The organism is Chryseobacterium formosense (assembly GCF_900116415.1).
In the GTDB taxonomy this organism is placed as follows: domain Bacteria; phylum Bacteroidota; class Bacteroidia; order Flavobacteriales; family Weeksellaceae; genus Chryseobacterium; species Chryseobacterium formosense.
In genome coordinates this window covers 87,174-100,026 of the sequence record NZ_FPAP01000001.1, presented here as the reverse complement: position 1 = coordinate 100,026, position 12,853 = coordinate 87,174, and the positions used below count along the sequence as shown (strand labels likewise).

Annotated in this window: 14 protein-coding genes; 5 read left to right on the top strand and 9 right to left on the bottom strand. The window is 34.3% G+C overall.

What is annotated here, in order from left to right; translation table 11 throughout:
• Positions 1–60 precede the first annotated feature (60 nt).
• A complete protein-coding gene (locus tag BM371_RS00480; protein WP_034674585.1) occupies positions 61–921 on the bottom strand; it encodes a bifunctional helix-turn-helix domain-containing protein/methylated-DNA--[protein]-cysteine S-methyltransferase in 861 nt (286 codons plus the stop codon).
• Between the two features lie 69 nt (positions 922–990).
• Complete coding sequence (gene speB / locus BM371_RS00475) at positions 991–1,842, bottom strand: agmatinase (RefSeq protein WP_034674583.1); 852 nt, start codon at positions 1,840–1,842, stop codon at positions 991–993.
• Positions 1,843–2,088: 246 nt separating this feature from the next.
• Between speB and BM371_RS00470 the strand changes: the two genes are divergently transcribed.
• Complete coding sequence (locus BM371_RS00470; protein ID WP_034674581.1) at positions 2,089–2,751, top strand: HAD family hydrolase; 663 nt, start codon at positions 2,089–2,091, stop codon at positions 2,749–2,751.
• A gap of 63 nt (positions 2,752–2,814) precedes the next feature.
• Here BM371_RS00470 and BM371_RS20310 read toward each other — a convergent pair whose 3' ends face one another.
• From BM371_RS20310 to BM371_RS00450, 4 genes are all read right to left on the bottom strand, one after another.
• Complete coding sequence (locus BM371_RS20310) at positions 2,815–3,051, bottom strand: hypothetical protein (protein ID WP_143106480.1); 237 nt, start codon at positions 3,049–3,051, stop codon at positions 2,815–2,817.
• Positions 3,052–3,553: 502 nt separating this feature from the next.
• On the bottom strand, positions 3,554–4,948 hold the full coding sequence (locus tag BM371_RS00460) for a type III PLP-dependent enzyme domain-containing protein (protein WP_034674577.1): 1,395 nt from the start codon (positions 4,946–4,948) through the stop codon (positions 3,554–3,556).
• Between the two features lie 150 nt (positions 4,949–5,098).
• Positions 5,099–5,728: a thiamine diphosphokinase gene (locus tag BM371_RS00455; RefSeq protein WP_034674576.1), complete on the bottom strand. Its 630-nt coding sequence runs from the start codon at positions 5,726–5,728 to the stop codon at positions 5,099–5,101.
• On the bottom strand, positions 5,718–6,287 hold the full coding sequence (locus BM371_RS00450) for a cob(I)yrinic acid a,c-diamide adenosyltransferase (protein WP_034674575.1): 570 nt from the start codon (positions 6,285–6,287) through the stop codon (positions 5,718–5,720). The genes BM371_RS00455 and BM371_RS00450 overlap by 11 nt, the downstream gene beginning before the upstream one ends.
• 174 nt (positions 6,288–6,461) lie before the next feature.
• On the opposite strand from BM371_RS00450, the gene BM371_RS00445 reads away from it, so the two are divergent.
• Entirely contained in the window at positions 6,462–7,190 is a 729-nt protein-coding gene (locus BM371_RS00445; RefSeq protein WP_034674573.1) for a hypothetical protein, read from the top strand.
• 212 nt (positions 7,191–7,402) lie between these two features.
• On the opposite strand, the gene hemB is transcribed toward BM371_RS00445, so the two are convergent.
• Positions 7,403–8,389 carry a porphobilinogen synthase gene (gene hemB, locus BM371_RS00440; RefSeq protein ID WP_034674572.1) on the bottom strand — a complete coding sequence of 329 codons (987 nt, stop codon included), beginning with the start codon at positions 8,387–8,389 and terminating at the stop codon, positions 7,403–7,405.
• Positions 8,390–8,508: 119 nt separating this feature from the next.
• Between hemB and BM371_RS00435 the strand changes: the two genes are divergently transcribed.
• The 3 genes from BM371_RS00435 (at position 8,509) to BM371_RS00425 (ending at position 11,185) form a co-directional block, all read left to right on the top strand.
• Positions 8,509–8,859, top strand: coding sequence for a T9SS type A sorting domain-containing protein (locus BM371_RS00435; protein WP_034674571.1), 351 nt, complete (start codon positions 8,509–8,511; stop codon positions 8,857–8,859).
• A gap of 99 nt (positions 8,860–8,958) precedes the next feature.
• Positions 8,959–9,870 carry an ABC transporter ATP-binding protein gene (locus BM371_RS00430; protein WP_034674570.1) on the top strand — a complete coding sequence of 304 codons (912 nt, stop codon included), beginning with the start codon at positions 8,959–8,961 and terminating at the stop codon, positions 9,868–9,870.
• Positions 9,871–9,874: 4 nt separating this feature from the next.
• Positions 9,875–11,185, top strand: a complete 1,311-nt coding sequence (locus tag BM371_RS00425) for an ABC transporter permease (RefSeq protein ID WP_034674568.1) — start codon at positions 9,875–9,877, stop codon at positions 11,183–11,185.
• A gap of 80 nt (positions 11,186–11,265) precedes the next feature.
• On the opposite strand, the gene BM371_RS00420 is transcribed toward BM371_RS00425, so the two are convergent.
• Both BM371_RS00420 and sucD read right to left on the bottom strand, forming a co-directional pair.
• Positions 11,266–11,943, bottom strand: coding sequence for a porin family protein (locus BM371_RS00420; RefSeq protein WP_034674566.1), 678 nt, complete (start codon positions 11,941–11,943; stop codon positions 11,266–11,268).
• A 16-nt stretch (positions 11,944–11,959) separates the two neighbouring features.
• Entirely contained in the window at positions 11,960–12,832 is an 873-nt protein-coding gene (gene sucD / locus BM371_RS00415; protein ID WP_034674564.1) for a succinate--CoA ligase subunit alpha, read from the bottom strand.
• Positions 12,833–12,853: the final 21 nt, after the last annotated feature.

Here is a 12,853-nt window from a genome sequence, read left to right as displayed (position 1 = left end):
GATCTTTCACGAAGCACACGAGAACCTGTGAAAATCTGTATAATTTGTGAGAGAAATTATTTACAGCAAAATAGAATCATCAGAATATATCTTTGCACTTTCCCAGCCGATTATCAACCGTTTTCTATCACTTCCCCACATATAACCACCGATTTTGCCTGAAGATTGTATCACACGATGACACGGAATTAAAAATGCAACAGGATTGCTTCCGATCGCAGTTCCTACGGCTCTTGAAGCTTTTGGGCTTCCTATTTCGTTAGCTAAATTTCCATAAGTCGATAATTTTCCCAAAGGAATTTTAAGCAAACTTTCCCAGACTTTCAACTGGAAATCAGTTCCTTTTAAATGGAGTTTTATGGTATTGAGTTTTGACCAGTCTTTGTTAAAAATTGATAATGCATTTTTCTGAAACTCATCGTATTTCTCAAAAAAAGATGCATTGGGAAATTTATGGTGTAAATCTCTCAATGCATTTTCTTTATTTTCTTCGAAAGCCATATAGCAAATCCCTTTTTCGGTAGACGCGGTAATGATTTTTCCAAACGGACTTTCAGAGAAATTATAATTTATTCTCAGATTTTTTCCACCGTTTTTGTATTCTGCGGGAGACATTCCTTCGATATTCACAAACAAATCATGTAATCTGCTTGTGCTTGAAAGTCCGGTTTCCAAAGCAGCATCAAACAAACTTGCTTTTTCTTCTTTCAATAAACTTTTTGCATGCTCAAGACTGATGAACTGCAAAAATTTCTTTGGGCTCGTTCCTGCCCAATCGGTAAATATTTTCTGAAAATGAGCCGGACTTAAGTTTACTTTTTCAGCAACCTCATCCAAATTAGGCTGAAGTTTAAAATTGCTCTGAATATATTCTATTGCTTTGGCAATTCTCTGATAATCTATTTGCTCTTGTCTCGACATTTTCATTTGTTTTTACCTCACAAATGTCAGAAGAAAAATTGGAAGAAAAAATCCGTTTCCTGCGGAATTTTAATCTCTGTTGATATGATAATAAGCTAACATCTTGTAATACAATTTTGCAGCTAAGAAAGCACTCGGTTTTGAATAGGCAGAATCCATCAATTCAACAATATCAAAAGCTACCACATTACATTTTTCGAAAACTTTTCTCAATAGCTCTAATGTTGGATACCATTGTAAACCTCCCGGTTCCGGAGTTCCTGTAGATGGTGCGATTGATGGATCAAAAGCATCCAAATCGATGGTGATATACACATTACCGGAAACTTTTTCCAAAACATCATTTACCCAATTGTCGTTGTGAGCAATTTCGTGCGCAAAAAACACTCTCCCTTCAGGTAAATACTGAGCTTCCTCAACATCCATAGAACGGATTCCCACCTGAACCAAATTATGTTTCTGATTCGCTTCAAAAACCGCGCAAGCATGGTTAGAAGTAGAACCATGGAATTCAGGACGTAAATCTGTATGAGCGTCTAACTGAAGAACCGTCAAATTTTCAAATTTTTCTCCAACCGCACGAATAGAACCGATAGAAACCGAATGCTCACCACCAAAAAGGGTAAACAATTTATCTGTTGCCAAAAGCTCTTTTGTTTTCTGATAAACCGCTTCCGTCATTGCTTCAGGTGTTGAATTTTCAGAAACTTCTCCAGCCAAATAAACTCCTTCAAGATAAGGTTCAGTTCCTGTTTCAATGTCGTACAGTTCCATGTTTTCAGAAGCATCCAAAAACAATTCAGGGCCTTTATCTGCACCTTTTCCCCAAGTTGAAGTTCCGTCATAAGGAACTGTTACCAAAACTACCTTTGAATTTTCTAATGAAGCATTTTCTTCAGGAATTCCTGCGTATGTTTTCATGTTTTATTTAGAATTAAATGATTTTTGCAAAGATAATGAAAGATGGATGATGGATGACGGAAGTTGGAAGTTTTTATGGTGAAATTAATTCTCGATTTTAGATAGTATTAAATTTAAAAATTCTCGCAGATTTTGGAGATTACGCAGATTAAAATAACTAAATCTGTTTTTCACCGAAGCTAAGCTTCCAACATCTAGCTTCAAGCTTCCAGCCAAATTTATTAACTTTGCAAAAATTTAAAAAATATGTCCTTAAAAGCTGTGCTTTTCGATATGGATGGGGTAATTGTTGACACAGAGCCGCTGCACAGAAAAGCTTATTTCAAAACATTTGAAGAATTAAATGCTGATGTTTCTGAAGAACTCTACACTTCATTTACCGGTGCTTCTACAAAAAAAGTTTGCGAAACTTTAATTCAGACTTTCGGACTTTCTCAATCATACGAAGATATTGCAGCCATCAAAAGAGCACATTTCAAGGATTATTTTTACAATGATCTAGATTTTGATTTAATGCCGGGGGTTAGAAAATTAATTGAACATTATTATCAAAACAATATCAAATTAATTTTAGCCTCTTCTGCAACAATGACCACTATCAATATGGTTTTTGAAAAATTCGGTCTTGGAAAATACTTTATCGGAAAAATCAGTGGTGCTGATTTAAAGGAATCAAAACCTCATCCTGAAATTTTCCAGCTTGCCGCAAAAATGGCAAACGAACCGATTGAAAACTGTATGGTTATTGAAGATTCCACTAATGGAATTTTAGCAGCACACAACGCTCATATTTTTTGTGCGGCTTATAAAAGTTTTCATACACATAATCAGGATTATAGTTTGGCAAATATGGTCATTACCGATTATTCTGAGATTGAAAAAGATAAAATTTCAAAATATTTTAAATAACAAAAACTCTCCGAACTGGAGAGTTTTACTTTTTTAATTTAATGTCATTTTTTAGAAAATACTTTATCCTCTACAATCTTTATATTCTATACTTTGAGTTGCTATCGCTATTACAATGAAAGCCAAAATCACAAAAAGGAAAAATATTATCGGGATTTTTTTTAATGATTGAGTTTTCTTTTGAAGTCTAAAATTAATCCATATTATTATTGATGAATAAATACCCAAAAATGTAATCAATGGATTATACATCATCTCAAGATTACTTCTCGGATTAGACCATCCTCCTGTAGCTTCCATGATAATAGGATATTCAACAATTTTATATACGAAAAAGATTAAATTGATTAGAAGAAATACTATTATAACTTTATAAAACTTTACATTCTTTATAATGTTTTGAAAAAATTCTAATAAGATAGCATAGGAAATAAGAGTACAAATGATAAGAATTTCAAAACTCTCAATAGCAACAAAATTTGAAAGTTTCGTGTCAGAACAATATCCATCATATCCATAGTAGGATCTCATTCCAAAAAATGATATAATACCGATACTTAAATATCCTAAGATAAAAGTAAGTATGATTAAGATTATTGCTATTGTTTTTCTCAATTCAATTTTTAGCAAATATAAAGATGTTTACAAATTTTAAAGTATAAAATTCATTCTCTAATAAATTTTTAAATGTAAAAAGCTCTCAAAATTATGAGAGCTATTTTTATACATTTTGGCTAAAGCCATTTGAATTTATTTGTATTTTAAAACGGGCTAAAGCCCATTTCTATTGAAACATCAGATATTATTTATAACCAAGAAGCTTCAAAATATCATCCGGCTCCTGTCTTTCTCTGAAAATTTCATATTGAAACTCGCCGTTTTCATCTTTCTGAATCAGAATATGTCTTGGTTGCGGCATCAGACAGTGATGAACTCCGCCATAACCGCCAATTGTTTCCTGATAAGCCCCGGTGTGGAAAAACCCTATGTACAAAGGTTTTGTATCACTGAAAACAGGCAGATAAATGGCGTTGGTATGCTGTTCAGAATTGTAGTAATCATCAGAATCACAGGTTAAACCTCCTAAGAAAACTCTTTCGTAAGAATCTTCCCAACGGTTTAGCGGAAGCATGATAAAGTGTCTTGAAATCGCCCAGGTATCAGGAAGCGTTGTCATGAAAGATGAATCGATCATATTCCATTTTTCTCTGTCGTTCTGACGTTTCTGAGAAATAATTTTATATAGATTTGCACCACTCTCTCCTACTGTAAAACTTCCAAATTCTGTGTAAATATTCGGTTCTTCAACCCCTTCTTCTTCGCAGAATTTTTTGATTTGAGAAACAATTTCTTCCACCATATACTGGTAATCGTAATCAAAATTCAACGAAGTTTTGATTGGGAAACCACCACCAATATTCAGTGAATTAACTTCGGGAGCAATTTTCTTCAAACGTGCATAAACACGAAGACATTTGTACAATTCATTCCAATAATACGCCGTGTCTTTGATTCCGGTATTAATGAAAAAGTGGAGCATTTTCAGTCTTGCGTTCGGATGTTCTGCAATTTTCTGACTGTAATAAGGGATAATATCTTTGTAACCGATTCCTAATCTAGAGGTATAAAATTCGAATTTCGGTTCTTCCTCAGAAGCAATTCTGATTCCGATGTCAAAAGTGGTATCGATGCTTTCTGTAAGCTTATCCAATTCACGGTAATTATCCAGAATCGGCGTAATATTTTCAAAACCATTATTGATCATGTCTGAAATTTTAGCCAGATAATCATCAGTTTTAAAACCGTTACAGATTACTTCAATATTCTTATCAACTTTTCCTTCACCGAAAAGAGATTTTACAATATCCATATCATACGCAGAAGATGTTTCGATAGAAATATCGTTTTTCAGGGCTTCTTCAATAACGAATTTGAAATGGCTGGATTTTGTACAGTAGCAATATCTGTAGCTTTTTTTATAATCAATTTTCTCAAAAGCTTCCTTAAACCAGCCTTTTGCTTTCTGAATATTCTGAGAAATCTTCGGGAGGTAACTTACCTTTAAAGGAGTTCCAAACTTTTCAACAACTTCCATCAAAGGAATATCGTGAAACAACAAATTGTTCTCAGAAACATTGAATTCTTCCGTTGGAAAATACAATGTCTGATCAATAAGTTCCGAGTATTTTATTTTCATTTTCTAACAAGTGAATTAAGAATGCAAAATTGCTAAAAAAGTTTGATTTTTTAGTTTAAATTTTTCTTAAAGTTTATATTTAAACCTAAAAATAAAAAAGGTATTTATTTATGAAAAACACATTTTCTTAACGTATTCTGTATGTTGAATTTACATCCTTTTCTTCCCTGCAAAAAAAAGCAGGTCTCCTTTCTGATATTCTATAGAAACATGATCTTCCACCGCAAAATTTCTGATCATCATATCTTTTGTCATATCTGCATTCACATTATCAAGAGGCCATTGCAAACCTTTTGTGATAATACTTTCCGCAAAAGGAAAAGGATATAACGATACAATTCTACCTTTCATTTTCTTTGCCAAAAACGATTTCGGAATGAAATAATACTCTGAAAATTCATCATAAAACTGAATATTCATCTGGTCTTTAAAACCAAAAGCAACGGTAAGATTTCCCAGAAAATGATCCTGTTCACCACCGCTTGCGCCCAAAACATCAACACTATTAAAACCTTTTTTTAATATAATTTCTAAAGCTTTATGAAAATCTGTTCGTTCCTGATCCGGAGTATAAATAAATTTTTCGTGATAAATATTTTCATCCGAACCTGAATGAGAATCAAAATCACCAGAAATAAAATCAAGCTTATCTAAAGGAAAATCTAAGTCTTTTAAATAGTGAAAAGCGCCATCCGTACAGGCAATCAAGCTATAATTTTCTAAGTCTGGAAAGGATTTCGGAGCATCTCCGTTGATGAAGAGTAATACTTTATCTTTCATTCGGATTCCAGTATTCTTCAGGCTCGTTATTGATTTTCGAAATATATCTTGCCAGAACGAAAAGGTAATCTGAAAGTCGATTCAAATATTTAATCAGTTCAGGACGCACTTCTTCAGATTCGTTCAAAAAAACCAAAGAACGCTCTGCTCTTCGGCAAATTGTACGGGCTGCATGTAAAAAAGTCGCCGATTTACCACCACCGGGAAGAATAAAATATTGAAGCGGTTCTAATTTTTCTTCAAAAGCATCCATCCAGTTTTCCAATTCTTCAATTTCCGTATCAGAAATAATTAAGGGAAGACGAGATTTTCCGTTGGCCAACATCAATTTATCCACAGGAGTTGCGGCTTCAGAACCTACCGTGAACAAATCGAACTGAATTTTTTTCAGCTGTTTTAAAACTTCTTCATCCTCAATATGACTTTTTGAAATTCCTATAAACGAATTCAATTCATCAATATTTCCATAGCTGTCAACTCTTGCACTGGCTTTCGACACTCTTGTTCCGCCATACAAAGCGGTCTGACCTTTGTCTCCTGTTTTGGTATAAATTTTCATAGGTCTAAATTACTTTTTTAAAATTATGCTGACAAATGATTTTAGTTAGTTTAAATTTAATGATATCCGGAATTTACACATACAGCAGATTTATTTTTATTTAAACTTAAAATTTCATGCTTAGAAATCTGGATAATTTCATAATTTTAAAACACCAATCATTAAATATTAAATATGGCAACCAATCAACAGCTCAGCGAATTAATGGCGCTTGATTTAGGAATAAACCTTGTCAACAGAAGACCTTACGCAAAGGAAGTTTTCAAATGGCAGGATATCGATCTTCTTCCCCATTCTTCTGCAGACACTTTATTGTGCGAAATCTACGAATGGAACGGCAGAAACTGGCGCACAACCAATAATAATCTTATCGGCTATCTTTTTTCAGGTCAAAAGCTTATTGACATCAAAAATCAACTGATGAGTGTCACCAAACATTCTGCATTGATACCCGATTTTGAATTTACAAAAGACAGTATGATTGAATATGGTCTGGCTTTACCTTCCTTATTTAACATCGGCATTAATGGCAATATCAATCAGGCTAAAAATTTTTCTGTTCGGGTAAACGGCGTTACAAAATCAAGGATTACAAACATCGATCCACCCGGAATTGAAATTCTTCAGAGCTATTCTGCTTTCACCCAATCGAAATCTAAAACGTATCGAAAAAATGTAAAGTTTAATTACTTGAGCGCCTCTTTATTTTATGCTGAAAGTGTAGAGATTTTTCTTGAAAAAGAATCAGGAGTCGGTTTGGATGTAAGTTTCCAGACAACCAATGTGAATGTAGAAGCAAAAGTTGACACCGATACCAAAAAACATTTCGTATTAAAATATTCCGGAAACCAGGCTCCTTTTGCCGCTAAATTTGTAAAGGGAAAAGATTTTGATGTAGAATAATTTTCAAGATTAATGCTACCAATATCCACCCAGGGTTTATTCAATAGCAATTGGCTTTAGCCCGTTAATAAAAAGCTTCAATTAAATGGCTTTAGCCAAAATTTTAATCATGCTAATAAATAGGTTTCGGCTAAAGCCTTAATGAATAATGTAAAACAAAAACGGGCTAAAGCCCGTTTCTATTGATAAGTAATAATCTTTCTAAGAATTTATTATTGTAAAAGAATTGCAGCTTCTTTTGCAGCATATGTAAAAATCATATCTGCTCCCGCTCTTTTGAAGCACGTTAAACTTTCAATAATAGCTTTATCATTATCAAGCCAGCCGTTTTGAGCCGCAGCTTTCAACATGGCATACTCGCCACTCACATTGTAAATTGCAATAGGCAGATCGATCGCTTCACGAACCTTTGCAACAATATCCAGGTAAGGAAGTCCCGGTTTAATCATGATAATATCTGCGCCTTCTTTCACGTCTTTAAAAACTTCATTCAAAGCTTCACGGGAATTGTGAAAGTCCATCTGATATGTTTTTTTATCTTTCGGAATTTCCATGTTGTCTTTTGGAGCACTGTCTAAAGCACTTCTGAAAGGCCCGTAAAACGAACTTGCGTATTTTGCGGCATAACTCAGAATTCCTACATCATGAAAACCGCTTTCTTCCAAAGCTTCACGAATTGCCAAAACTCTGCCATCCATCATATCACTTGGCGCCACAATGTCAGCTCCGGCTTCTGCGTGTGATACAGCCATTCTTGCCAAAGCGTCATTAGTTGCATCGTTGATGATTTTTCCGTTTTCTATGATTCCGTCGTGACCGTAGATTGAATAAGGATCTAAAGCTACATCGGGCATAATTACCATTTCTGGAACTGCATCTTTGATTGCTTTAATGGTATTTTGCATTAAGCCATCTTTATTCCACGCTTCTTTTCCGGTATTATCTTTTAAATGATCAGAAACTTTCATGTAAAGATTGACCGCTTTTACACCTAAAGAAAATAATTCTTTACATTCTTTTACGGTAAGATCAATGCTTCGCCTGAAAATTCCGGGCATAGAAGCAATGGCTTCCTGCTTGTTTTCGCCTTCCATTACGAAAATCGGCATTACAAAATCATTGACTGAAAGACTGCATTCTCTTACCAAACCTCTCATCGATTCATTCACTCTTAATCTTCTGTTTCTAGAATATATCATCTTTGGAATACTTTTTGAATAATTTATTGCAAATTTAATATAAGTTCTACAAAAAACTATTGCAGAGAATTATAGAATTTATTATTTTTGTTAGTAATATTTAAGCAAACTATACGTTGATGAGAAAACTTTTACTTTTATTTATCTTTATTGCAGCTTCTGTCGGCCTTTCCGATAATTTAAAAGCGCAAATAAAAGAGCCAACTTCGAACTCTCAGAAGTCAGATGATGGTGTGCTTACTGCATACCCTAATCCAGCAAAAGACTTTCTGATGGTGAAAGCTAAAGATTCTTCATTGAAAATAAAAAATGTTTCGTTCTATTCTATATTAGGAACTCAGGTTGCCAATTATGCGGTAAACAGTAATAGTGTAGAAATCAATATTCAGAAACTGAAACCCGGAAAATATCTTATAAGATATATTCTAAGTGACAACACGCAAAAAGTTACTCAAATAGTAAAACAATAATATAAAAATCCTGATCAACATCAGGATTTTTTCTTTTAGCTAAATTCTCAATTCCGTAACTTTCGGAATATTTTTATACTAATTGTAAAACAATTTTTAATGCTAAAAGCTGAACATATTACTAAAACCTACAATGCAGGAAAAAAAACTGCATTGGATGATTTTAGCATACACGTTCCGAAAGGAAGTATCTACGGTCTTCTGGGACCCAACGGAGCGGGTAAGACCTCTTTCATCAGAATTATCAATCAGATTACACAGGCCGATTCGGGGGAGGTTTTAATCAACGGAGAAAAACTAAATCCCAATCATATTAAGGACATCGGTTATATGCCGGAAGAACGTGGTCTTTATAAAAATATGAGTGTCGGTGACCAGATTCTATATTTCGGGGAGCTGAAAGGGATGAAAAAAAATGATGCCCTGAATGAAGCAAAAAAATGGTTTGACAAGCTAAACATCGATCAATGGTGGAAGAAAAAGCTGTCTGAACTTTCAAAAGGGATGGCTCAAAAAATACAGTTTGTGGTAACGGTGCTTCACAGACCTCATCTTTTAATTCTTGATGAACCGTTTTCTGGTTTTGATCCTGTAAATGCTAATTTAATTAAAGATCAGATCATTGAGCTTAAGAATAACGGAACCACTATTATTCTTTCAACCCACAGAATGGAAAGTGTGGAAGAAATGTGTGATTATGTTGCATTGATCAACAATTCAAAAAAGATTATCGATGGTAGAGTTTTTGACGTTCGTGAAAAATTCAAGAAGAATATTTTTGGAGTTACTTTATCTGAAATCAATGATTATCAGTTTGATCAGTTTAAAGATAAATATGGAATTTTTAATATTACCAATGAAAATAATCTGATTTCTTTTGATCTTAAAAACGAAGCAGATCAGAATAATATTCTTCTAGATCTGGTGAACGTTGGAAAAGTAAGATCATTCGACGAAAGAATTCCGAGCATGAATGAAGTATTTATTAATGCAGTAAGCAATCACTCTTAATTTTATGAACAATATTTTTTTAATTACAAAAAGAGAATTTCTTACACAGGTTAAGAAAAAGTCTTTCATTATACTCACTTTGCTGGCTCCTTTAATGATTATTGCTTTTGGGGCAGTGATTGGTTTTATGTTTAAAGCTAATGAGTCGCACAACATTATTGAAGTGGTTGATAACAGCGGATTATTTAGAGGACAGCTTAAATCTGACGAAAAAATCAATTATGTATTTATTCCGGCTGTTGAAGAGCTGTCTAAAGTTAAAAATCTAAAAGGAAATGAGAATTTGGATGGTATTCTGATACTTCCTGCTTTATCCGGTAATGATCTTGATAATATTGAGAAAGGTTCAAGACTGGTTGTCAACACCAAAATTGGTTTTGATACGAAACAGCAGATTATTTCGGATATTACCAATGTTATCAAAAAAGAAAAGATCAAGCAACTTGGAATTCAGCAGGCACAGCTTGAAAATTTAGATAAAAGTTTCACTTTAAAAACCATTAACGTTTCAGAAGACAATAAAGAAGATTCTGATTTAGCATTCGGAATTAAAAGTGCAATGAGCATGATCTTAATGTATGTAACATTCATGTTTATTTTAATTTATGGTGTTCGTGTAATGCGAAGCGTTTTGGAAGAGAAAAACAACCGTGTGGTTGAGATTATTATTTCTTCTGTAAAACCTTTTGAATTGATGATGGGAAAAATTTTGGGAGTTACTTTAGTTGCTTTAACTCAGTTTATCGTTTGGATTACGATGTCTGTAGCCGGAGCTCTGATTTTGAATACCGGATTTTCGTCACTTCAGAAAAATATTCCGGGAGGAAATGAAGAATTGATGAGCAAACTTGACATTGGACAAATGGCGACACAGATTTCTCACAGTTTATTAGAAATGAATTTCCCTTTAATCATTTTTGTATTCATTATATTTTTTCTTTTAGGATATATGTTTTATAGCTCTGTTTATGCTGCAATTGGCTCTGCAGTTGATAATGAAACGGAAACGCAGCAATTTACGTTATTTGCGATTCTTCCGCTTACTTTAGGGATGTATGGAAGTATTTCAGTCATCAACAATCCTGACGGACCTGTCGGATTCTGGATGTCTATAATTCCTTTCACTTCACCTGTTGCGATGGTGGCAAGAATTCCTTTCGGAGTACCTGCTTGGCAAATTGCTTTGTCTATTGCTTTGCTGGCTGGAACGACTTTCTTTATGATTTTTTTAGCAGGAAAAATTTACCGAGTAGGAATTTTAATGTACGGAAATAAAGCGACGATGAAAGAAATCTGGAAATGGATAAGAAGTTAAAACAAAATAATATTTCATCAAAAATAAAAACAAAAATTCCGGAACTGAGTTCCGGAATTTTTTATTGTAACGAAAAAATTTTATTCGAAAATATAGCTTAACGTTAAACTAAGAACCTGTTCAGATTTTTTCTTAACCGTATTAGGATCTTGAGTAAAACTTTCGACAAGCTTCGGATATGTATTGGATATACCAAAATCATATTTTAAAGCTAGTTCTAACTGTCTTTTATAGCTATATCCTATTCCAACACCTACTGCAAAGTTGAAGCTGTTCGCCTTACCACTTATCTGCGGGTAATCAGGATCAGTTACATCAGGATCGTAATAAGGTCTGCCTACAGGAGCATTTTTTGTAGTCTGATTCAATAAGAAATTGAATCTCGGACCAATTAATCCAAAGAATTCTGATTCTGCTTCAGAAAAATACCCTTTGAAATAAATCGGCACACTTAGATAGTCATTAGCATATACAGCATCATAACCATCTACTCCTTTAGCATTTTTATCTTTTCCCGATTCACCGGCTCCATAATAGGTAACCTCCGGCTGCAGATAAAACTGATCTGCACCTCCCATCGGAATTAATGCCAATACACCTGCCTGAAAAGTAAATCTTGGTCCCGAAGGATTATGCGCATTCTTTACTCTGGAATAGTTTCCACCTGCTGTAAGACCAAATCTTGTGTTTCTTAAATCAATCTGGGCGAATGATAAAACAGAAAAAGCCAACGCGGATGTTAATAAAATTTTTTTCATATTATGCTTGTTTTAATTATCCTAAGATTTTTGCTACGGTAGCACCGATGTCAGCAGGGGAATCTACTACGTTGATACCGTTTTCTCTCATGATTTCCATTTTTGCCTGAGCTGTATCTTCTGCACCACCAACAATTGCTCCAGCGTGACCCATTGTTCTTCCTTTAGGAGCAGTTTGTCCAGCGATGAAACCTACAACAGGCTTCGTAGAACCACTAGCTTTATACCATCTTGCAGCTTCAGCTTCAAGACCACCACCGATTTCTCCGATCATTACAACCGCTTCAGTTTCCGGGTCGTTGATGAACAATTCTAAAGCTTCTTTAGTTGTAGTTCCGATAATTGGGTCACCACCGATTCCGATTGCAGTAGAAATACCGTAACCAGCTCTTACCACCTGATCAGCAGCTTCATAAGTAAGAGTTCCTGATTTTGAAACAATACCTACTTTACCTTTTTTGAAAACGAAACCTGGCATAATACCAATTTTAGCTTCTTCAGAAGTGATGATTCCAGGACAGTTTGGCCCGATTAATCTGCACTCTCTGTCTGCGATATAAGATTTTACTTTTACCATATCTGCAACAGGAATACCTTCAGTAATACAAACGATCACTTTAATACCTGCTTCAGCAGCTTCCATGATAGCGTCTGCAGCAAATGCAGGTGGTACGAAAATAATACTTACGTTTGCTCCAGCTTTAGATACAGCATCAGCAACAGTGTTGAATACCGGCTTTCCTAAGTGCTCGCTTCCTCCTTTTCCGGGAGTAACTCCACCTACTACGTTTGTTCCGTACTCAATCATCTGACCTGCGTGGAAAGTACCTTCGTTACCAGTAAATCCTTGTACAATTACTTTAGAATCTTTGTTTACTAAAATTGACATTTTATTGTTTTTTAAATTTAT